The 21630-nt window shown below is 73.4% G+C and carries 16 protein-coding genes; all 16 read right to left on the reverse strand.

Annotation, left to right across the window (positions count from 1 at the left end; genetic code table 11):
- Window positions 1-59: 59 nt before the first annotated feature.
- The 16 genes from QE370_RS14005 to QE370_RS14080 all read right to left on the reverse strand — a co-directional run bounded on the left by QE370_RS14005 (window position 60) and on the right by QE370_RS14080 (window position 21607).
- A complete protein-coding gene (locus QE370_RS14005) occupies window positions 60-497 on the reverse strand; it encodes a MarR family winged helix-turn-helix transcriptional regulator (RefSeq protein ID WP_253027269.1) in 438 nt (145 codons plus the stop codon).
- A gap of 767 nt (window positions 498-1264) precedes the next feature.
- Window positions 1265-1837, reverse strand: a complete 573-nt coding sequence (locus tag QE370_RS14010) for a DNA-3-methyladenine glycosylase (protein WP_309634706.1) — start codon at window positions 1835-1837, stop codon at window positions 1265-1267.
- Window positions 1834-3159 (reverse strand): M1 family metallopeptidase, encoded by a 1326-nt coding sequence (locus QE370_RS14015; protein ID WP_309634707.1) that lies wholly within the window; start codon window positions 3157-3159, stop codon window positions 1834-1836. The genes QE370_RS14010 and QE370_RS14015 overlap by 4 nt, the downstream gene beginning before the upstream one ends.
- Entirely contained in the window at window positions 3132-7010 is a 3879-nt protein-coding gene (locus tag QE370_RS14020; protein WP_309634708.1) for a Pls/PosA family non-ribosomal peptide synthetase, read from the reverse strand. The genes QE370_RS14015 and QE370_RS14020 overlap by 28 nt, the downstream gene beginning before the upstream one ends.
- Window positions 7011-7077: 67 nt before the next feature.
- Window positions 7078-7323 (reverse strand): DivIVA domain-containing protein, encoded by a 246-nt coding sequence (locus QE370_RS14025; protein WP_309634709.1) that lies wholly within the window; start codon window positions 7321-7323, stop codon window positions 7078-7080.
- Entirely contained in the window at window positions 7320-8759 is a 1440-nt protein-coding gene (argH, locus tag QE370_RS14030) for an argininosuccinate lyase (RefSeq protein WP_309634710.1), read from the reverse strand. The genes QE370_RS14025 and argH overlap by 4 nt, the downstream gene beginning before the upstream one ends.
- Window positions 8756-9283, reverse strand: coding sequence for an arginine repressor (locus QE370_RS14035; protein WP_309635267.1), 528 nt, complete (start codon window positions 9281-9283; stop codon window positions 8756-8758). Before QE370_RS14035 ends, argH begins: the two co-directional genes overlap by 4 nt.
- 2 nt (window positions 9284-9285) lie before the next feature.
- A complete protein-coding gene (gene argF / locus QE370_RS14040; protein WP_309634711.1) occupies window positions 9286-10224 on the reverse strand; it encodes an ornithine carbamoyltransferase in 939 nt (312 codons plus the stop codon).
- Complete coding sequence (locus QE370_RS14045) at window positions 10221-11426, reverse strand: acetylornithine transaminase (protein WP_309635268.1); 1206 nt, start codon at window positions 11424-11426, stop codon at window positions 10221-10223. The genes argF and QE370_RS14045 overlap by 4 nt, the downstream gene beginning before the upstream one ends.
- Window positions 11427-11455: 29 nt before the next feature.
- On the reverse strand, window positions 11456-12436 hold the full coding sequence (argB, locus tag QE370_RS14050) for an acetylglutamate kinase (RefSeq protein WP_309634712.1): 981 nt from the start codon (window positions 12434-12436) through the stop codon (window positions 11456-11458).
- A 9-nt stretch (window positions 12437-12445) separates the two neighbouring features.
- Entirely contained in the window at window positions 12446-13687 is a 1242-nt protein-coding gene (gene argJ / locus QE370_RS14055) for a bifunctional glutamate N-acetyltransferase/amino-acid acetyltransferase ArgJ (RefSeq protein ID WP_309634713.1), read from the reverse strand.
- On the reverse strand, window positions 13684-14742 hold the full coding sequence (gene argC, locus QE370_RS14060) for an N-acetyl-gamma-glutamyl-phosphate reductase (protein ID WP_309634714.1): 1059 nt from the start codon (window positions 14740-14742) through the stop codon (window positions 13684-13686). Before argC ends, argJ begins: the two co-directional genes overlap by 4 nt.
- Window positions 14743-14789: 47 nt before the next feature.
- Window positions 14790-16220 (reverse strand): argininosuccinate synthase, encoded by a 1431-nt coding sequence (argG, locus tag QE370_RS14065; RefSeq protein WP_309634715.1) that lies wholly within the window; start codon window positions 16218-16220, stop codon window positions 14790-14792.
- Window positions 16221-16894: 674 nt separating this feature from the next.
- The gene (gene pheT, locus QE370_RS14070; protein WP_309634716.1) at window positions 16895-19408 is read right to left on the reverse strand and encodes a phenylalanine--tRNA ligase subunit beta; all 2514 of its coding nucleotides are present in this window, start codon (window positions 19406-19408) and stop codon (window positions 16895-16897) included.
- 2 nt (window positions 19409-19410) lie between these two features.
- A complete protein-coding gene (gene pheS / locus QE370_RS14075) occupies window positions 19411-20514 on the reverse strand; it encodes a phenylalanine--tRNA ligase subunit alpha (RefSeq protein WP_253024655.1) in 1104 nt (367 codons plus the stop codon).
- Between the two features lie 64 nt (window positions 20515-20578).
- The gene (locus tag QE370_RS14080) at window positions 20579-21607 is read right to left on the reverse strand and encodes an ATP-binding protein (RefSeq protein ID WP_253024656.1); all 1029 of its coding nucleotides are present in this window, start codon (window positions 21605-21607) and stop codon (window positions 20579-20581) included.
- Window positions 21608-21630 lie beyond the last annotated feature (23 nt).

The following is a 21630-nucleotide window of genomic DNA, read 5'->3' on the forward strand; positions in this document are numbered from 1 at the left end:
TCGCGACGGCGGCAGTGCGGGTCGGGGCGGGTGGGGCGGGCGCCGGAGGTCGGGCTCGGTCAGTCGACGGGCGCGGCGGCCAGCCGGTCGCGGACCGTGCCGATGAGGCGGCGCAGGGTGGCCAGGTCGGCCTCGTCCATCTCGAGGACGTCGGCCGCGTGCTCGTAGAGCCGGTCGGCCAGAGGTCGCAGCGCGGCACCGGCCGGCGTCAGGGTGACGAGCGTCGAGCGCTCGTCCTGCGGGTTCCGCGCCCGCGTGACCCGCCCGTGCGCCTCCAGCCGCTTCACCAGCGGCGACAGGGTGCCGTAGTCGAGCCGCAGCCGCGCCGCGAGCTCCTTCACGCTCTGCCCGTCCTGCTCCCACAGCGCCAGCAGCACCAGGTACTGCGGGTACGTCAGGTCGTGCTCGTCCAGCAGCGGCCGGTACGCCGCCGTCATCTGGCGCGACGTCGAGTACAGGTCGAAGCAGAGCAGGTCGGACACCGTGGGAGTGCTCATCCTCCGATGCTACATCGTGCACGATGGATCGGGAGTGCGTTCGGCGTGGTCGCGCGGGGGTCGTGACCGTGCTGGTGCGCTGCCTCGGCTCACGCTGGGTCTGGCCTCCGAGAGGGCCTCGACCGGCAGCGGCTCTGGGGGTGGGTTGGGGTCTGGGGGTCTGGCCTGGATCCGCCCTCGGCGCACGATTCTTCGTTTGCGTGTTCAGGGGGCAAGACTCGGAGTTTTCGCGTGCGGGCGGTGGATCCTCCACCTTCTGAGCCTGTGTTCGGTGGTGGATCCACCGCTGGCGGGGGCGAGCGCGGAAGGATTCTCCCTTCTCGTGGACCGGTCCACGAGAAGGGAGAATCGTGCGACTCCCCGAGGCAAACCGCGGCCACGATTCTTCCTTCGCGTGCACGAGCCCGAACGCTTCTGCGTTCTCGACGGGATCCCGCAGGAGACGCAGAACCGTTGCACCCTCGGCGCACGAACGCAGCATCCTGCGTCCACCCCGAGCACCAACCCGCAGCCCGCGACCCGAGACCAGCACTGATGCAAGCCGCCGGTCGAGGCCCTTTCGGAGACCACCCCCAGCGCAGGCCGAGGCAGCGCACCAGCGCGACGAGACCCCCTACGGCAGCGCACCACCACGACGAGACCCCCTACGGCAGCGCACCAGCAAGCCGCGACCTCCCGAGGCAGCGCACCACCACGACGAGACCCCCTGCGGCAGCGCTCCAGCAAGCCGCGACCTCCCGAGGCAGCGCACCAGCAGCCGAAGACCCCTACCCCCGCGGAGCGCGTGGCGACCGCCGGTAGGCCGAGACGGTGGGGTCGCCGGCGATCCAGAACCGCCAGGGGACGTCGGCGGCCTGGGCGACGCCGACCCGGGGGCCGCTGGCGACGTCGGGCTCGTCGGTCGGTGCGGGCCCGAGGTGGACGCCGGTGGGGTCGAGCAGGTCGGTGCCGAGGTCGGTCACGGTGATGCCGAGGGCCTGCGCGAGGTTGCCCGGACCCCGGGCGAGGCGGGTGTCGGCGACGTCGCCGCGACGCTCGCGGGCGAGCTCGAGCCCGTCGACGACGCGTCCGGCCCGCACCAGCACGGCCGCCGCCTGCTCGGTCGGGCCGGTCACGACGTTGGCGCACCAGTGGATCCCGTAGGAGCGGTACACGTAGAGCCGCCAGGGCGGCCCGTACATGATCTCCGAGCGCGGCGTCCGCGTGGAGGCGTGCGAGGCCGGGTCGAGGATCCCGCCGTACGCCTCGACCTCGGTGATCCGCACGGTCACGCCGTGCCCGCGCAGCTCCCGACCGAGCAGCGCCACGGCCCGTGCCGCGACGTCGTCGTCGGTCGTCACGGCAGGTCCGGCACCGCGGTGGCCCTCACCCACTGGTCGAAGAGGTCGGTCTGCTCCCCCGCGACGTCCGCGACGACGCGCTCCAGGTCGGCCGTGTCCGCGTTGGCGTGACGGAACCGGTCCGTCCAGGTCCGCAGCACCGTGAAGAAGGCGTCGTCGCCGACCCGGCGGCGCAGCGCGTGCAGCGTGAGGGCGCCCCGCTTGTACACCCGGTCGTCGAACATGAGGTCGGGTCCGGGGTCGGCGAGCAGGAGGTCCTGGTCCTTCGCCTGCAGCTTGGCGTGGTGGTGGCGCGCGCGCTCGTCGGCGCTCTCCCGCCCCGACTCCTCCGACCACAGCCACTCGGCGTAGCAGGCGAAGCCCTCGTGCAGCCAGATGTCGTTCCAGTGCCGCAGCGTCACGCTGTTGCCGAACCACTGGTGCGCCAGCTCGTGGGCGATCAACCGCTGGGCGTCCCACCCGTCGTGGAGCAGGTTCGGCCCGAAGATCGAGAGCCCCTGCGCCTCGAGCGGGATCTCGAGGTCGTCGGGCGTCACGACGGCGAGGTACCGCTGGAACGGGTACGGGCCGAAGACGCGGTCGAAGAAGGCGACCATGGCGGGCTGGTCGGCCAGGGCGTCCTGCGCCTGCTCCCGCAGACCACCGGGTGCGACGAAGCCGACCGGCACTGGCGACGTCGCCTGCTGCTCCTCGACGAAGTCGCCCACGTGCACGGTCGCGAGGTACGTGGCCATCGGCTCGGGCTGGTCGAAGACCTGCACGACCCGTCCTGCGGTGCGTCGACGCTCGCCGGGCAGGCCGTTGCCGATCACGGTGAACGCCTGCGGCACCGAGAGCTCGAGCCGGAACGGTGCCTTCGCCGACGGCAGGTCGTTGCAGGGGAACCACGACGGTGCGCCGTGCGGCTGCGAGGCGACGATCGCGCCCTCCTCGAGCTCCTCCCACCCTGCGTCGCCGTCGGGTCCGCGCATCGGGTGCGGCCGGCCGCCGTAGGCGACCATGATCTCGGCCTCCTCGCCCTCGGCCAGCTCCCGGCCCAGCTCGACGCTCACCGACGCCCGCTGCTGCCGGTACTTCGCGCGCGCGCCGTCGACGAGGAGCTTCTGCACGCGCAGGTCGTTCAGGTCCAGCCGGACCTTCCGCAGCGGCTCGAGCGCACGCACGCCGAGCGTCGCGGTGCCCGTGAGCCGGTTGGACTCGGGGACGTAGTCGACGACGAGGTCGTAGCGGGTGACGGCGTACGACGGGTCGCCGTGGTGCGGCACGTAGCGCTCGTCGACGGACGCGGTGCGGCTCACGCGGGCGCCGTCGCGTCGGTCCACGGCCCGATGGGGTTGCCGACCCAGCTGGTCCCGTCGGGCACGTGCTCGCCGCGCATCACGAGCGAGCCGGGGCCGACCCGCGCGTGCCGACCGATGCGTGCGGCGGGCAGCACGACGCCGTGCGGGCCGAGCGTCGCCCCCGCGTCCAGCCTGACCTCGTCCATGCTGAGTATCCGATCATGGAAGAGGTGCGTCTGCACCACGCACCCCCGGTTGACGGTGGCGCCGTCGCCGACCGTCACGAGGTCGGGCTCGGGCCACCAGTAGGTCTCGCACCAGACGCCCCGCCCCACGCGTGCCCCGAGGCTGCGCAGCCACAGCGGCAGGAGCGGCGTGCCCAGCGCCCAGCGGCAGAACCAGGGGGCGGCGACCACCTCGACGAAGGTGTCGGCGAGCTCGTTGCGCCACACGAAGCTGCTCCAGAGCGGGTGCTCCTCGGCCCCGACCCGACCCACGAGGACCCACTTGGCCGCGGTCGCGACGAGCGCCCCCAGGACCCCGGCGGCGAGCAGGACCGGGCCGGCGACGAGCGCCGCCACCCACCACCCCGCACGTTCGGCGACCGTGACGACGCTGCCGGCGACGCCGAGGACGAGGAGGGCGGCGACGCCCACCGCGAGCACGCGGCAGGCCTCGAGCGCGGCGCGCGCGACCCTGAGTCGTCGTCCCGGCTCGTAGGTGCGGGCCTCGTCGACCTCGCCGGCGGCGCGTCGCAGCCTGGTGGGCGGGCTCCCCAGCCACGACGACCCCTTGGTCGCCTTCGCGCGGCGAGGTGCCGCCGACAGCACCGCGACCAGCCCGCGGGCCGGCACCTTGCGGCCGGGCGCTGCCATGCCCGAGTTGCCGACGAATGCCCGACGGCCGACCTTCACGCGCTCGACCCGCAGCCACCCACCGCCGAGCTCGTACATGCCGAGCATCGTGTCGTCGGCGAGGAAGGCGCCGTCGCCGACCGACGTGAGGCTCGGCAGCAGGAGCACGGTCGACGCCTCCACGTCGGCCCCGACGTCGGCGCCGAGCGCGCGGAGCCACGCCGGCGTGAGGCTGCTGGAGTACAGCGGGAACAGCCACTCGCGGGCGCTGTCGAGGACGCGCAGCACCGTCCAGGCCGACCATGCCGCGCGGCCGTGCACGGGGTGCACCCCGGCCGCCACACCGGTGGAGGCTCCGCGGACCACCGCCCACACCAGACCGGCCAGCAGCAGCAGCGACCCGACCACGAGGACGGGCAGGAGCGCGAGCAGCAGCAGCGCGAGGTCGGCGGGTGACTCGGGGTCGACACCCGCCGCGAGTGCCACGCCGACCGACGCTGCGGACACGAGCCCCACCGCGAGCGCCGGGAGCGCCGACAGCACGACGCCCGTCACCGCGTAGACCGTGGGCCAGCCACGACGGCGCGGTGCCGGCTCGAGCTCGGCCGGCCCGCGGGCCTCACCGACGCGAGCCGCGGGGGCGCCGGCGGCGAAGCTGTCGTCGGCCACGTCGCCCAGCAGCGTCGAGCCGGCGCCGACCTCGGCTCGACGGCCGACCACGACTCCCGGGCCGAGGGTGCTGCGGACGCCGACGCGGGCCTCGGCCCGGACCCGGACGGGTCCCACGACCAGACGGTCGCCGTCGACCCACCAGCCCGAGAGGTCCGCCTCGGGCTCGACCGTGGACCCCCGTCCGAGGGTCAGCATGCCGGTGAGCGAGGGCAGCGCGTGGAGGTCGACCCCTGGGCCCACCTTCGCGCCGAGCATCCGCGCGAAGACGGTCAGCACCCCGACGCTGGCGAGCGTGCCCACGCGCAGCTCCTCGACCAGGCGCTCGGCCGTCCACAGCCGCAGGTGGGTCGACCCACCGCGCGGGTAGGTGCCGGGCGTGAGCCGGCGCAGGAGCAGCCGTACGCCACCCGCGGCCGCGGCAGCCCGGACGGGCGGGAGGAGCAGCACCGCCGCCACCGCGGTCGCCGTCCATCCCGGTGCCGGGAGCCACGACCAGTCCGTGACGCCGGCCAGCGCCTGGACCGCGAGCATCGTCCAGGCCACCCAGACCAGGCCGCCGACCGCCCGCAGCGGGACGAGCAGGAGCAGCTGGACGAGGCCCGAGCTGCGGGGCACCGGCCGCACCTCGCGGACGTCGACGACGGCCGGGGTGGTGAGCGTGTCGAGGCGGGCCGCGAGCCCACCGACCGTGGGCGCCTCGTAGACGTCGGCGACCGTCACCTCGGGGTGGGTCTCCCGGAGCCGGGCCACGAGCTGCGCGGCGGTGAGGCTCGAGCCGCCGGCCTCGAAGAAGTCGTCACCCGGGCCGCCGACGGCCGAGCCCAGGATGCGCGCCCACGCGTCGGCGACCAGCGCGGCGGTGCCGTCCAGCGACACCTCCGTGCCGGTCTCGAGCGGCCAGGGCAGCGCGTCGCGGTCGACCTTGCCCGACGTGCGGACCGGGATGGTCTCGACGACGGCGATGCGCGGCACCGCCGCCGCGGGCAGACGCTCGCGCAGCGTCGCGCGGGCGCTCCTCGTGTCGAGCGTCCCGTCGGTCACGACGTAGCCGACCAGGACGCTGTTGCCCGCCTCGGACCGACGCACGGCCGCGGCTGCCGCCTCGACGCCGGGCAGGGCGAGCAGCGCGCTGTCGACCTCGCCGAGCTCGATCCGTCGACCCCCGATCTTCACCTGGTCGTCGGCACGCCCGGCGAACACCAGACCCGCCTCGTCGAGCACGACCCGGTCACCGCTGCGGTAGGCGCGGTCCCAGCCGAGCGACGGCATCGGGGCATAGGTCGCGGCGTCCTTCTCGGCGTCCAGGTAGCGGGCGAGCCCGACCCCGCCGATCACCAGCTGGCCGGTCTCCCCCGGCCCGACGGGGCGCTCGTCGTCGTCGACCACCGCGAGGTCCCAGCCCTCGAGCGGGAGGCCGATGCGGACCGGCTCGCCCGGCCTCAGCTGGGCACCGCAGGCGACGACGGTGGCCTCGGTGGGTCCGTACGTGTTCCACACCTCGCGGTCGGCGGTGGCGAACCGGTCGCCGATCTCCGGCGGACAGGCCTCGCCGCCGAGGATCAGCAGCCGCACCGCGTCGAGCGCCTGCGCGGGCCACAGCGACACCAGCGTCGGCACGGTCGAGACGACCGTGACGTCGTTGGCGACGAGCCACGGCGCGAGGTCCGCGCCGCTGCGCACGAGCGACCGCGGCGCGGGCACGAGGCAGGCGCCGTGCCGCCACGCCAGCCACATCTCCTCGCAGGACGCGTCGAAGGCCACGCTGAGCCCGGCCATCACCCGGTCACCGGGGCCGAGAGGTGCGTCCTGGCAGAAGAGGGCGGCCTCGGCGTCGACGAACGCCGCTGCGGAGCGATGGGTGACGGCCACGCCCTTGGGCGTCCCGGTGGAGCCCGACGTGAAGATGATCCAGGCGTCGTCGTCGAGCGTCGGCGGCTCGACGGTGCCCGAGCCGCGCACGTCGTCGCGCAGGCGTCGCACGACCAGGCCGTCGGTCACGACCGCGTCGGCCTGCGCCTCGCGCAGCACGGTCGCCGCGCGCTCCTGCGGGTCGTCGACGTCGATGGGGACGTAGGCGGCCCCCGCGAGCAGGACGCCGAGGATGGCGACGTGCAGGTCGGTGCTGCCCGAGGAGACCCGGACCCCGACCCGGGCGCCACGACCGACGCCGACGGCCCCGAGCTCGTCGGCCAGCGCGGACGCGGTCTCGAGGAGGGTGTCGTAGGTCAGGACGACGTCGCCGCACGCGAGGGCCGGCTCCTCGGCGTGCTGCCGGGCCGTGGCCTCCAGCACGTCGACGAGGGTGCGCGCGGGTGCGGCGCGGTCCGAACGCAGGAACGTGGCAGGGACGTCGACGTTCTCGAGCACCCGCGCATGATGCCAAGACCGCGTGAACGAGCCGTGAACACGCCGCCGTCCGGTGCCGAGGTGTCCGTCACGCTCCAGGGGTGGGCGGGCCCCCTGCACGCCTCACGAGCTCGTCGAGGTAGGTGTCGACGTCGCCCATGTCGTAGCCCGCCCCGAAGTGCACCGTCGCGAACCGTGCCTGCACGATCCGCTCGGCCAGGGCCGGGTCGGGACGGTCGGTCAGACGCGGCAGCACGTCCGCGAGGAAGTCGTCGACCTCGTCGACCCGGTAGCCGGTGCGCCAGCGGGTCGTGCGGAACACGGGGCCGCTCACGACGCCGCCCGGGCCCGCACCTCGGCGAGCTGCTCGGCCACCCGGACCTGCGCGGTGCCGCCGCGACCGTCGCGCGAGGCGATGGAGCCCTCGACCGACAGCACGCTGCGCACGTCGGGCGTGAGGTGCGGCGAGATGGCCGCGAAGTCGTCGTCGGAGAGGTCCCACAGCTCGATGCCGCGCTGCTCGCAGACCTGCACGCACGCGCCGGAGACCTCGTGCGCCACGCGGAAGGGCACGCCCTGGCGCACGAGCCACTCGGCCACGTCGGTCGCGAGCGCGAAGCCCTGCGGCGCCAGTGCGGCCATCCGCTCGGTGTGGAAGGTGAGGGTGCGCACCATGCCGGTGAACGCCGGCAGCAGGACCTCGAGCGTGTCGACGGAGTCGAAGACCGGCTCCTTGTCCTCCTGCAGGTCGCGGTTGTAGGCCAGCGGGAGCGCCTTCAACGTGGCCAGCAGCCCGGAGAGGTTGCCGATCAGCCGACCGGCCTTGCCGCGGGCCAGCTCGGCGATGTCGGGGTTCTTCTTCTGCGGCATGATGCTCGACCCCGTGGAGTAGCCGTCGTCGAGCGTGACGAAGTCGAACTCCTTGGTGTTCCAGAGGATGATCTCCTCCGCGAGGCGCGACACGTCGACCCCGACCTGGGCGAGCACGAACGCCAGCTCGGCCACGAAGTCGCGCGACGCGGTGCCGTCGATCGAGTTCGGCGTCGAGCCCGTGAAGCCGAGCGACGCGGCGACCTTCTCCGGGTCGAGACCGAGCGAGGAGCCGGCCAGCGCGCCCGAGCCGTACGGCGAGCCTCCGGCGACGCGCGCGTCCCAGTCGGCGAGCCGGTCGAGGTCGCGCACGAGCGGCCAGGCGTGCGCCAGCAGGTGGTGCGACAGGAGCACCGGCTGGGCGTGCTGCAGGTGCGTGCGACCGGGCATGGGCGCGCCGAGGTGACGCTCCGCCTGGTCGGCGAGGGCACCGACGAGCGCGCGCAGCAGCTCGCCGATGCGTGCGGCGTGCTCGCGCAGGTACATCGTGAACAGCGTGGCGACCTGGTCGTTGCGCGACCGGCCCGCGCGCAGGCGACCGCCGAGGTCGGGGCCGAGACGTTCCATCAGGCCTCGCTCGAGCGCCGAGTGCACGTCCTCGTCGCCCGGCTGCGCCGTGAAGGCACCCGAGGCGACGTCGGCGTCGAGCACGTCGATGCCCTGGAGCATCGCGCCGAGGTCGTCGTCGGTGAGCAGACCGGCGGCGTGCAGCACCTGGGCGTGGGCCCGCGAGCCCTGCAGGTCGTAGGACGCGAGGCGCCAGTCGAAGTGGGTCGAGCGCGACAGCTCCGTCAGCTCCGGCGACGGGCCGCCCGCGAACCGACCGCCCCAGAGACGGGAGTCGCCCGGGGCGTCGTTCTGGGCGCCCGACGGGGCGTCGGACGGGCTCTGCTCGGTCATGCGGGTCCCTCGCTGGTGGATCGGGTGTCGGTGGGGAGCTCGGCGAGCTCGGTCAGACGGGCGGCGACGGTCGCGCCGCCCTCGGGGTCACGACAGATCATCATGACGGTGTCGTCGCCCGCGATGGTGCCCAGGACCTCGACGGCGCCCGTGTGGTCGATGGCCGAGGCCAGGAACTGGGCGGCTCCTGGCGGCGTGCGTAGCACGACGAGGTTGGCCGACGACTCGGCCGAGACCAGCAGCTCGCGCAGCAGCCGGGTCAGTCGCTGCTGCGAGGCGGCGCTGTCCTGGGCCGCGCGGGGCGTGCGGTCGCCGCCCTCGCCGGGCACGGCGTAGACCAGCGCACCGTCGGGGTTGCGGACGCGCACGGCGTCGAGCTCCACGAGGTCGCGCGAGACCGTCGAGGCGGTCGCGGTGACGCCCTGCTCCTGCAGCAGCGCCGCCAGCTCGCCCTGCGAGCGGACCGGTGTACGGCCCAGCAGCTCGATGATGAGCCGCTGGCGCGCGCGCTTGGTGTCGGGGATGCTCACGAGCGCTCCAGCAGGAACGCGAGCAGGGCCTTCTGGGCGTGCAGGCGGTTCTCCGCCTCGTCCCAGACGACGCTGCGCGGTCCCTCGAGCACGTCCTCGGCGATCTCCAGCCCACGGTAGGCGGGCAGGCAGTGCAGCACGATCGCGTCCTCCGCGGCGTGCTGCAGCAGGGCACCGGTCACGGCGTACGGGCCGAAGGTGGCGATCCGCTCGGCCTTCTCGGCCTCCTGGCCCATCGAGACCCAGGTGTCGGTGATGACGACGTCGGCGCCGCGCACCGCCTCGACCGGGTCGTCGGTGACGGTCACGGACCCACCGGTGCCCGCGGCGACCTTCTCGGCGTCGGCGACCACGTGGCCGGCCGGGGCGTAGCCCTCCGGCGCTCCGACCCGCACGTGCATCCCCGCGACCGCGCCCCCGAGGACGTAGGAGTGCGCCATGTTGTTGGCGCCGTCGCCCACGAAGGCGACGCTCAGGCCGGCCAGCGTGCCCTTGTGCTCGCGCACCGTCAGCCAGTCGGCCAGCAGCTGGCAGGGGTGGAAGTCGTCGCTCAGCGCGTTCACGACGGGCACGCCGGCGTGCCGCGCCATCTCCTCGAGGTCGGCCTGTGCGTAGGTGCGCCAGACGACGGCGTCGACCATGCGGCCGAGCACCCGGGCCGTGTCGGCCACCGGCTCGCCGCGGCCGGCCTGGGTCGTCGCGGCGTCGAGGATGACGCAGTGCCCGCCGAGCTGGGCGACGCCGACGGAGAACGACACCCGCGTGCGGGTGGAGGACTTGTCGAAGACGACCGCCACGGAGCGCGGGCCCTCGAGCGGGCGGAAGGCGAACGGCTCGGCCTTCATCCGCAGCGCGAGGTCCAGCACCTCGGCCTGCTCGGCGGGGCTGAGGTCGTCGTCGCGCAGCAGGTGCCGCACGGTCCCGGTGGCGCTCATGCGAGCACCTCCCCGATCACGGCGGACAGCGTGGTGGTCGCGTGGGCCGCCTCGGCCTCGGTGAGCACGAGCGGAGGGACGATGCGCAGGCGGTCGGGCGTGGGTGCGTTGAGGACGAGCCCGGCGTCGAGCGCGGCCTTCTGCACGTCGGCCGCGCGGGGCTCCGTGAGCACGACACCGAGCATGAGGCCGCGCCCGGTGACCTCGGCCACCCGCGGGTGCGCGGCGAGCGCGGACGCGAGCTGGTCGCCGCGGGTCGTGGCGTGCGCGAGCAGGTCGTCGGCCTCGATCGTGTCGAGCACCGCGAGCGCCGCCGCGCAGGCGACGGGGTTGCCGCCGAAGGTCGTGCCGTGGTTGCCGGGACCCAGGAGCGTCGCGGCGTCGCCGAGACCGATGCACGCGCCGATGGGGAACCCGCCACCGAGACCCTTGGCCAGCGTCACGAGGTCGGGCACGATCCCCGACTCCTGGAACGCGAACCAGGCGCCGGTGCGACCGACCCCGGTCTGGACCTCGTCGATCCAGAGCAGTGCGCCGTGCTCGTGGGTGATGGCGCGGGCTCGGGCCAGGTACCCGTCCGGCGGCACGACCACGCCCGCCTCGCCCTGGATGGGCTCGAGCAGCACCGCCGCGACGGTGTCGTCGACGGCCGCCGCCAGCGCGTCGGCGTCGCCGTAGGGCACCCAGCGCACGTCGCCGGGCAGCGGCTCGAACGGCTCGCGGTACGCGGCCTTCGACGTCAGGGCGAGCGCGCCCATCGAGCGTCCGTGGAAGCTGCCCTCGGCGACGACGACGGTCGTGCGACCCGTGCGCCGGGTCGCCTTGAACGCCGCCTCGTTGGCCTCGGTGCCGGAGTTCGCGAAGAAGGTGCGCACCGGCACGTCGCCCACGTCGAGCAGGGCGGCGAGCCGCTCGGCCAGCCGGACCTGCGGCTCGGTGGTGAAGAAGTTCGACACGTGCCCGAGGGTCCCGAGCTGCTCGGTGACCGCCCGCACGACGGCCGGGTGCGCGTGACCCAGCGCGTTGACCGCGATCCCGGCCAGGAGGTCGAGGTAGTGGTTGCCGTCGACGTCCCAGACCGTGCTCCCCTCGCCGCGCACCAGCACGCGCTGCGGGTCGCCGAAGGTGTTCATGACCGCGCCGCGGTAGCGCTCGGTCCACTGCTCGCCGCTCTCGGGGCGACCCTGCGCGGCGTAGGGCAGGCTGGCGCGGGTGGGCTGGTCGGACGTGGTCACGACGTCTCCTTCGGTGCACTCGTGGCGTACAGCGCGGTACGGATGCGGGTCTCGACGCCGGGCAGCACCTGCGTGCCGACGCCCTCGTCGGTGAAGATCTCCAGCAGCACGGCGTGCGGCTCGCGACCGTCCACGACGGTCGCGCCACGCACGCCGCCCTCGACCGCCTCCAGGCAGGCCTGCATCTTCGGGATCATCCCCGACGCGAGCGTCGGGAGGATCTCGCGCAGCGCCTCAGGGGCGATCTCGCCGATCACGTCGGTGCTGTCGGGCCAGTCGCGGTAGAGCCCCTCGACGTCGGTCAGCACCAGCAGCTTCTCCGCGCCGAGGGCCACGGCCAGCGCCGACGCCGCCGTGTCGGCGTTCACGTTGTGCACCTGCCCGGACGCGTCGGGCGCGATCGTCGAGACGACCGGGATGCGGCCGGCGTCGATGAGGTCCCGGACGGCCTCGGGGCGTACCTGCGTGACCTCGCCGACGAGGCCGATGTCGGTCTCGACGCCCTCGATGACGGGTCGCGTCGTGGTCGCCGTGAACAGGCCGGCGTCCTCGCCCGACAGTCCGACGGCCAGGGCTCCGTGCCGGTTCAGCAGGCCGACCAGCTCACGGCCCACCTGTCCGGTGAGCACCATGCGAACGACGTCGACGGCCTCGGGCGTCGTGACCCGCAGCCCGCCACGGAACTCCGACTCGATGCCGAGCCGGTCGAGCATCGCGCTGATCTGGGGTCCGCCACCGTGCACCACGACCGGCTTGAAGCCCGCCAGGCGCAGGAAGACGATGTCCTCGGCGAAGGCCTGCTTGAGCGACTCGTCGGTCATGGCGTTGCCGCCGTACTTCACCACCACGATCTTGTCGTGGTAGCGCTTGAGCCACGGGAGGGCGCCGGCCAGCGTCGCTGCCTTCTCGGTGTGCTCGGCCCACTGCTCGCGGGTGTGGCCCGGGTCGGGGGTGCCGAAGGTGTCGTCGTCCGTCATCGGGGGTCCTCAGGAGGAGTAGGCGGAGTTCTCGTGAACGTAGGCGTGGGTCAGGTCGTTCGTCCAGACGGTCGCCGTCTCCGGCCCCGACTTCAGGTCGATGGTCACGGTGACCGCGCGGTCCTCGAGCGAGACGCTCGTCGCGGGCTCCCCAGGACCGCTGTCGCGGCACACCCACACGCCGTTGAGCGCGACGTCGAGGTCGGCGGGGTCGAACGTCGCCGACGTCGTGCCGACCGAGGCGAGCACACGACCCCAGTTCGGGTCCTTGCCGAACACGGCGGCCTTGAACAGGTTGCTCCGTGCCACCGAGCGGGCGACCTCGACCGCGTCGTCCTCGCTCGCCGCGCCGCGGACCTCGATCGAGATCTCGTGGTCGGCGCCCTCGGCGTCGGCGAGCAGCTGCAGCGCGAGGTCGTGGCAGACCGTCGTCAGGTGCTCGGCGAGCTCGTCGACCGACGGCGTGGCGCCGGACGCCCCGCTCGCCATGAGCAGCACCGTGTCGTTGGTCGACTGGCAGCCGTCGGAGTCGAGCCGGTCGAACGTGACGCGGGTCGCCCGACGCAGCGCGGCGTCGAGCGTGGCCGCGTCGACGTCGGCGTCGGTGGTGACGACGACGAGCATCGTGGCCAGGGCCGGCGCCAGCATGCCGGCACCCTTCGCCATGCCGCCGACGGTGAACGCCCGACCGGCGGCGTCGGTGCCCTCGGCGACGGACTGCTTCGGGACGGTGTCGGTCGTCATGATGGCCGCCGCGGCCGCCGCTCCCCCGTCGTCGGAGAGCTCCGCATGCGCGGCCCGCACGCCGGCGAGCAGGTCGTCGCGGTCGTTCAGCAGACCGATCAGACCGGTCGAGCAGACCTGGACGTCGATCGCGCCGACCTGGTTCTTTGCCCGCGGCCCGGAACCCCCGCCGGGCTCATCTTCCGCCCGCGGCCCGGAACCCCCGCCGGGGCCCGAGAGCAGCTCGCCCACGAGCTCGGCGGTGGCATGGGTCAGCTGGAAGCCCTCGGCGCCCGTGTAGCAGTTGGCGCCGCCGGAGTTCAGCACGACCGCCCGCGCCGAGCCGGTCTTGATCGCCTCGGCGCTCCAGAGGACGGGGTTGGCCCGGCACCGGTTGCTGGTGAAGACCGCGGCCGCCGCCGACGACGGACCGTCGTTGACGACGAGCGCGACGTCGGGCGCGCCGGTCGACTTCAGGCCGGCGGCGACACCGGCGGCGCGGAAGCCCTGTGCTGCGGTGACCGTCATGGCGCCACTCCCGTGGTCGTCAGGCCCGTGGTCTCGGGGAGGCCGAGGGCGAGGTTCATGGACTGGATCGCGCCACCGGCGGTGCCCTTGACCAGGTTGTCGATCACCGTGGTGACCACGAGCCGTCCCGCGGCCGAGTCGACGGCGACCTGCAGCTGGGCCGTGTTGGCGCCGAGCGTCGCGGCCGTCGTCGGCCACTGACCCTCGGGCAGCAGGTGGACGAACGGCTCGCCCTGGCCGGGTCCCCCGTACGCCTGCTCGTAGACGGCGCGCACGCGCGCGGCGTCGACGCCCTCGGCGAGGCGTGCGGTGGCGGTCGCCAGAATGCCCCGGGCCATGGGCACGAGCGTGGGCGTGAAGGAGATGGTGACGCCCTCTCCCCCGGCCTTGGTGAGGTTCTGGATGATCTCGGGCACGTGGCGGTGCACGCCGCCGACGCCGTACGGCGAGGCGGCACCGAGGCCCTCGGACGCGAGCAGGTGCGTCTTCGGCGCCTTGCCGGCTCCGGAGAACCCGTTGGCGAGCACGGCGACGAGGTCGTCGGCGGCGACGATGCCGGCCGCGACCGCCGGCTGCAGGCCGAGCGTCACGGCCGTGACGTTGCAGCCCGGGACTGCGATCCGCTTGACCCCGGCGAGGGCGTCGCGCTGACGGGCCTCGCCCACGAACAGCTCGGGGAGCCCGTAGGGCCAGGTGCCGGCGTGCTCGCTGCCGTAGAACGTCGTCCAGTCCTCGGCGCTCTCGAGCCGGTGGTCGGCACCGCAGTCGATGACGAGCACGTCGTCGCCGAGCTCGGCGGCGACGCGTCCGGACTCGCCGTGGGGCAGGCCGAGGAACACGACGTCGTGACCGGCGAGGGTCGAGGCGTCGGTCGGCTGGATCACGCGGTCGGCGAGGTCCACGAGGTGCGGCTGGTGCTCGCCCAGGCGCGAGCCCGCGGAGGACGCCGCGGTGACGGCGCCGATCGTCACGTCGGGGTGCGCGCCGAGCAGCCTCAGCACCTCGCCCCCGGCGTAGCCGCTCGCGCCGGCGACGGCTGCGGTGTAGGTCGTCATCGGTCCACCTTGTCAGGTCGGGGCGGGAAGGGGTGGGAGGTCGGCGCTCAGTCGGTGCCGAGCTCCATCGCGGCGGCGTCGAGCGCCTGCTCCGTCTCGGTCGAGGCGGCGGGGTTGGCCTCGATGCGCAGGGCACCGCCGGCGGGCAGCTCACCGAAGAGCGTGCCGTTCTCGACGAGGACCTGGCCCTGGTCGAGCGGCTGACCGGCGTACATCTCCAGCTTGGCGCGCGAGTCGGCGATGTCGAGGTTGCGCATCGTCAGCTGGCCGATCCGGTCGGTCGGGCCGAACACGGCGTTGTCGGTGCGCTCCATCGACAGCTTGTCGGGGTGGTAGGAGAAGTTCTCGCCCTGCGTGTCGAGGATCGAGTAGTCCTCGCCGCGCCGCAGCCGGAGCGTGACGCTGCCGGTGACGAGCGAGGCGATCCAGCGCTCGACGGACTCGCGCAGCATCATCGCCTGCGGGTCGAGCCAGCGGCCCTCGTACATGAGCCGGCCGAGCCGACGTCCGTGGGCGTGGAAGTTGGCGATCGTGTCCTCGTTGTGGACGGCGTTCACGAGCCGCTCGTAGGCGATGTGCAGCAGGGCCATGCCGGGCGCCTCGTAGATACCGCGGCTCTTGGCCTCGATGATGCGGTTCTCGATCTGGTCGGACATGCCGAGACCGTGGCGTCCGCCGATCGTGTTGGCGGCGTGCACGAGCGCGACGGGGTCGTCGAAGCGCGTGCCGTCGATCGCGACCGGCCGTCCGGCCTCGAACGTGATCGTGACGTCCTCGGTGTCGATGTCGACGGACGGGTCCCAGAACTTCACGCCCATGATCGGCTCGACGGTCTCGAGGGAGACGTCGAGGTGCTCGAGCGTCTTGGCCTCGTGGGTGGCGCCCCAGATGTTGGCGTCGGTGGAGTACGCCTTCTCCTGGCTGTCGCGGTAGGGCAGGTCGCGCTCGGTGAGCCACTGGCTCATCTCGGTCCGCCCGCCGAGCTCGCTGACGAAGTCGGCGTCGAGCCACGGCTTGTAGATCCGCAGCGCCGGGTTGGCGAGCAGCCCGTAGCGGTAGAACCGCTCGATGTCGTTGCCCTTGAACGTGGAGCCGTCGCCCCAGATGTCGACGCCGTCCTCGTGCATCGCCCGCACGAGCAGCGTGCCCGTCACGGCCCGCCCGAGCGGCGTCGTGTTGAAGTAGGTGCGCCCGGCGGACCTGATGTGGAAGGCGCCGCACGCGAGGGCGGCCAGCCCCTCCTCCACCAGCGGGGCCTTGATGTCGATCGCCCGCGCCAGCTCGGCGCCGTACTGCATCGCCCGCCCCGGGATGCCGGAGATGTCCGGCTCGTCGTACTGACCGATGTCGGCCGTGTACGTGCACGGGACCGCGCCCTTGTCGCGCATCCACGCGACGGCCACGGACGTGTCGAGCCCTCCGGAGAAGGCGATGCCGACGCGCTCGCCGACGGGCAGGGAGGTGAGGACCTTGGACATGCTCACAGTCTTGCACACACCTGCAAGGTCTTGCAGAGCGGGGGGCTTGGCCTGCTGCTGCGAGTGGTCTCCGAAAAGGCCTCGACCGGGCGGCTGGCATCCGCGCTGGTCTGGGGTCTCGGGCTGGGGGTTGGTGCTGGGGTGGACGCACGATGCTGCGTTCGTGCGTTGAAGGCTGAGGTTTCTGCGTCTCCTACGGGATCCCGTCGCGAACGCAGAGGCATTCGGCTTCGCACGCGTGAATGAAGAATCGTGGGTGCACTTTGCGGTGGGGTGACGAACGATTCTGCTTTCGGGTGGAACGGTCCACGCGAAAGCAGCATCCTTCCGACGCGACGCCCACCATCGGTGGATTCTCAACCGCAGAAGCGCTCCTGCGGTTGCAGATCCACCGATAGAACGCGCGAACGCAGATCGGTGGCCCAAGAACGCGAAAAAGAAGAATCGTGCGTCACCCACGAGCCCAAGCCAGACCGCGCGACCCGAAACCGGCCCTTGGCTCGCTGCCGGTCGAGGCCCTCTCGGAGACCACCCCCAGCGCCAGCCGAGGCAGCGCACCAGCAAGCCCAGACCCCCTGCGGCAGCGCACCAGCAGGACGACGCCCCCTGCGGCAGCGCACCAGCAGGACGACGCCCCCTGCGGCAGCGCACCAGCAAGGTCAGGACCCCCCGGCTCAGCGCAGCACGCCCCCCAGCGCCTCACCGGCGGCGACGAGGGCGGCGCGCGCCTCGGCGATCTCGGTGTCCTTGAGGGTGCGGTCGGGAGCGCGCAGGCGGACGGCGAAGGCGAGCGACTTCTGGCCGTCCGGCACGGGAGCGCCCGTGTAGACGTCGAAGAGGCGCACCGACTCGACCGCGGTGTGGGCCGACGCGAGTGCCGAGCGCAGCGACTCGGCGGTGACGGAGGTGTCGACGAGGAACGCGAGGTCCTCCTTCGCGACCGGATAGGTCGAGAAGTCGGGCCGGGGGCCGATCGCGGGCGAGGCGGCGAGCAGTGCGTCGAGGTCGATCTCGCCGGCCACCGAGCGCGGCGGGAGGCCATGCTCCTTCAGCACGGTGGGGTGCAGCTCGCCCGCGTGCCCGACGACGGTGCCGTCCAGCACGAGCGCGGCGCACCGACCCTGGTGGAACGGGGCGGTGGCGGCCTGCTCGACGGTCAGCTCGACGTGCAGGACGTCGGCCAGCCGGCGCGCGATCGCGACGGCGTCGGACCAGGCCACCGGGCGACCGGCACCGTCCCAGCCGGACCGCTCGCGCTCCCCCACGAGCACCCAGCCCGCGTGGAAGGGCTGGTGCGGCAGGGCGGCGTCGAGCGCCGCGAGCTCCTCGGGCGTCGGACGGCGGTCGGTGCCGTAGATCGGCGCCTCCGGCGACCCCTCGCGGGCGCGGAAGACCCGCCCGACCTCGCTGACCTGGACCGTTTCGTGGCCGCGGCCGACGTTCAGCGACGCGGCCCGCAGCAGCCCCACGAGCAAGGTCGTCGTGAGGCCCGGCTCCTCGGTCGACAACGGGTTGGCCAGCAGCACCTGCCGACGGCGGACGTCCTCGGCGTCGATGCCGAGCCGGTCGAGGTCGGCCGGTCCCGCGAAGGGCAGCGTCGTGACCTCGACGAGACCGGCACCCGCGAGCACGTGCCCGACCCGACGCCGCAGCTCCTGGTGGCGGGTCAGGCCCCGGCCCCCCGTGGGCGTCGGCAGCACCGACGGCACCTGGTCGTAGCCGGCCGTGCGCAGCGCCTCCTCGACGAAGTCGTAGGGGTCGTTCAGGTCGAAGCGCCAGCTCGGCGGCGTGACGACGAAGACGTCACCGTCGCGCTCCACCGAGCAGCCGTTGCGCTCGAACGTGCGCTGTGCCTCCTCGGGGGCGATCGGCACACCGCTGATCCGCGCGGGCAGGTCGACGGGCACGCGCACCGCGGCGCGGGCCGGCGCCTCGCCCACCACGGTCGCGCCCGGCTCGAGCGTGCCCCCGCCCAGCTCGACCAGCAGCTCGGCCACCCGGGCCGCGCCGACCAGGGCCAGCTCGGGGTCGACACCGCGCTCGTAGCGCTTCGCCGCCTCCGACGGCAGCCGGTGACGCTTGACGGCGCGGAAGATCGTGACCGGGTCCCAGAACGCGGCCTCGACGACGACCGAGGTGCTCGTGTCGCTGATCTCGGTCGACGCGCCACCCATCACGCCGGCCAGGCCGATCGGTCCGGAGTCGTCGGCGATGACGAGGTCGTCGGGCGTGAGGGCCCGGTCGACGTCGTCGAGGGTCGTGAGCCGCTCCCCCGCCCGCGCCCGGCGGACGACGACGTCACCCTGCAGGCGGTCGCGGTCGTAGCAGTGGTTCGGCTGCCCGAGCTCGAGCATGACGTAGTTGGAGACGTCGACGGTGAGCGAGATCGACCGCATGCCCGCGTCGGTGATCCGTCGGGCCATCCAGGCGGGCGTGGGGGCGGTGGGGTCGACGCCCGAGACGACGAGGGCCGTGAACACCGGGCACCCCTCGGGATCCTCGACGCGCACCGGGTAGGCGGGCGTGTCGGCCGACGGGACAGGCCGGTCCGCGGGGTCGGTGAAGGGGACGTCGAACGCGAGGGCGGCGTCGCGCCCGACACCGCGCAGGCTGAGTGCGTAGGCGCGGTCGGGGTTGACCTCGAGGTCGAGCGTCTGGTCGCCCAGGCCCAGGACCGCGACCGCGTCGTCGCCCGGCTCCGCGGACCCCGGCTCGAGCACGAGGATCCCCTCGGCACTGGTCTCGTCGTCGGGAAGGCCGAGCTCGCGGGTGGAGCAGATCATGCCGTCGGACACGTGGCCGTACGTCTTGCGCGAGCCGATCTCGAAGCCCAGCTCGGGCAGGTAGGTGCCGGGCAGCGACACGACCACGAGGTCGCCGACGCCGAAGTTGTGCGCACCGCAGACGATGCCGCGCGAGGGCAGGTCGTCACCCGGTGCGTCGGGCACCGACGGCTCGTTGCGCTCCGGGCCGACGTCGACGCGGCACCAGTTGATGGTCTTGCCGTTCTTCTGCTCCTCCGGCTGCACAGCCAGCACGCGGCCGACCGTGAGCGGGCCGGTGATACCGCCGCCGACGATCTCCTCGAGCTTGAGGTCGTACATCGTCAGCCGGTCGGCGATCTCCTCGGTGGTCGCCTCGGCCGGCAGCTCCACGACGGAGCGCAGCCACTCCACGGGTACGCGCATGTCTACAGACCAACTCCGAACGGCTCGGTGAAGCGGATGTCGCCGTCCCACAGGTCGCGCAGGTCCGCGATGTCGTAGCGGCTGGTGATGGTGCGGTCCAGGCCCATGCCGAAGGCGAAGCCCGAGTACTCCTCGGGGTCGACGCCGCAGGCGACGAGGACGCGCGGGTTCACGACGCCGCAGCCACCCCACTCGATCCAGCCCTCGCCGCGGCACGTGCCGCAATCGGCGACGGCCCCGGGCTCGTTGTGGCAGACGTAGCAGAGCAGGTCGACCTCGGCGCTCGGCTCCGTGAACGGGAAGTACGACGGACGGAAGCGCGTCGTGACCTCGGGCCCGTAGACGGCGGCGGCGAAGTGGTCGAGCGTGCCCTTGAGGTGCGCCATGGAGAGACCACGATCGATGGCGAGCCCCTCGACCTGGTGGAACACCGGCATGTGCGTGGCGTCGGCCTCGTCGGTCCGGTACACGCGGCCGGGGCACACGACGTAGATGGGCGGCGTCCGGGTCAGCATGCTGCGGGCCTGCACCGGCGACGTGTGCGTGCGCAGCACGAGCGCGGCCCGCTCCGGCGAGACCCAGAAGGTGTCCTGCATCGTGCGCGCCGGGTGGTTCGGTCCCAGGTTGAGCGCGTCGAAGTTGAGCCACTCGGCCTCGACCTCGGGGCCCTCGGCGACCTCCCAGCCCATGGCCACGAAGAGGTCGGCCACGTGCTCCTGGATGGTGGTGATGGGGTGCCGGGCACCGACGGGCTCGCGGTCGGTCGGCAGCGTGACGTCGACCGTCTCCTCGACGAGACGACGCTCCTCCTCGAGCGCCTCCAGCGCGGCGCCGCGTGCGGCGAGCGCCTGGTTGACGGCGCCGCGGGCCTGACCGATCCGCTTCCCGGCGTCCTTGCGCGCCTGCGGGGGCAGCGCGCCGATCTCCCGGTTGGCGAGCGCGAGCGGCGAGCGGTCGCCGGTGTGGGCGATGCGCACGGCCTTCAGCGCGTCGAGCGAGTCGGTGGCCTCGATGGCGGCGAGGGCGGCGTCGCGCGCCTGCGCGACCTCGTCCTCGCCCAGCGCGGCGACCTGCTTGGGGTCGTAGTCGGAGTTCGGGGCGGACACCCGTGCAGTCTAGTGAGCGGCGCGGACGCCCCGGCACCGGTCGGTCCCGCGGCGGCGGCGGTGCTCAGTCGGTGAGCGCGTCGGGCTCGTTGACGGGCACCCAGATCCGCAGCAGCGCGCCACCCTCCTCGGCGTCGTCGATGTCGATCCGGCCGCCGTGCTGCTCCACGATCCCCCGGACGATGTACATCCCGAGGCCGCTGCCGGCTCCGGGGCCGGCGCGCCAGAAGCGACTGAACACCCGCTGGCGCATCTCCTCGGGGATGCCGGGTCCCTGGTCGTGGATCTCCAGGACGGCTCCCCCGGCGTCGGGCAGGTGCTCGACGACGACACGGCGCAGACCGTGCCCGTGCCGCAGCGCGTTCTCGACGAGGTTGGTGACCACCTGCGTCATGCGGTCGGCGTCGCCCCAGACGAGGTAGGGCTCGCCGCGCGACTCGAGGGCGAAGGGGTCGCCGCCGGCGGAGACGCTGCGCAGGACGGAGCGCGCGACCTCGTCGAGCTTGACCGGCCCTCGCCGCAGGGTCAGTCGTCCGGCGTCGATGCGAGCCGCGTCGAGCAGCTCGGTGATCAGGCGGCTGAGCCGGTCGGCGTCGGAGTCGACGGTCTCGAGCATGAACTGGCGCTGCTCCTCGGAGAAGCGGTCCCACTTCGACAGCAGGGTCGAGGTGAACCCCTTGATGCCCGTGAGCGGCGAGCGCAGCTCGTGGGCCACGGTGGCGACGAGGTCGGAGCGCTCGCGGTCGCGCTGGTTGCGCACCTTCGCGTTGCGCACGCTCGCGACGACGCGCACGACGGCGCCACCGGGACGGTCCCGCACCAGGCGGGCGGTCACGAGGTACTCGCTCCCCCGCGGCGAGTACCAGGACTGCTCCGACAGGCGGTTGCGGATGTTGAGACCCTCGTACGGGCGGGTCGAGTCGTACCAGCTGTTGCCGTTCAGGTCGTCGAAGGGCATCGCGTCGGACAGGTGCATGCCGAGCATCTCCCCGGGCGCCGCACGCGCCATGCGCTCGATGCGTTCGTTGACGTACTCGACGACGCCGTCGGCCCCGGCGATGACCACGCCGTCGGGGAAGTCGTCGAGGTCCATGGCGAGGAATCTAGTACCAAAGG

The organism is Aeromicrobium sp. SORGH_AS_0981, from assembly GCF_031453195.1.
Lineage (GTDB): Bacteria > Actinomycetota > Actinomycetes > Propionibacteriales > Nocardioidaceae > Aeromicrobium.

What these genes read in the sequence shown, in the direction of transcription:
- QE370_RS14005 (WP_253027269.1), bottom strand. Translation starts at nt 497, where the DNA reads ATGAGCACTCCCACGGTGTCCGACCTGCTCTGCTTCGACCTGTACTCG.
- argH (WP_309634710.1), bottom strand. Translation starts at nt 8,759, where the DNA reads ATGACCGAGCAGAGCCCGTCCGACGCCCCGTCGGGCGCCCAGAACGAC.
- argF (WP_309634711.1), bottom strand. Translation starts at nt 10,224, where the DNA reads ATGAGCGCCACCGGGACCGTGCGGCACCTGCTGCGCGACGACGACCTC.
- argB (WP_309634712.1), bottom strand. Translation starts at nt 12,436, where the DNA reads ATGACGGACGACGACACCTTCGGCACCCCCGACCCGGGCCACACCCGC.
- argJ (WP_309634713.1), bottom strand. Translation starts at nt 13,687, where the DNA reads ATGACGGTCACCGCAGCACAGGGCTTCCGCGCCGCCGGTGTCGCCGCC.
- argC (WP_309634714.1), bottom strand. Translation starts at nt 14,742, where the DNA reads ATGACGACCTACACCGCAGCCGTCGCCGGCGCGAGCGGCTACGCCGGG.
- argG (WP_309634715.1), bottom strand. Translation starts at nt 16,220, where the DNA reads ATGTCCAAGGTCCTCACCTCCCTGCCCGTCGGCGAGCGCGTCGGCATC.
- pheT (WP_309634716.1), bottom strand. Translation starts at nt 19,408, where the DNA reads ATGCGCGTACCCGTGGAGTGGCTGCGCTCCGTCGTGGAGCTGCCGGCC.
- QE370_RS14080 (WP_253024656.1), bottom strand. Translation starts at nt 21,607, where the DNA reads ATGGACCTCGACGACTTCCCCGACGGCGTGGTCATCGCCGGGGCCGAC.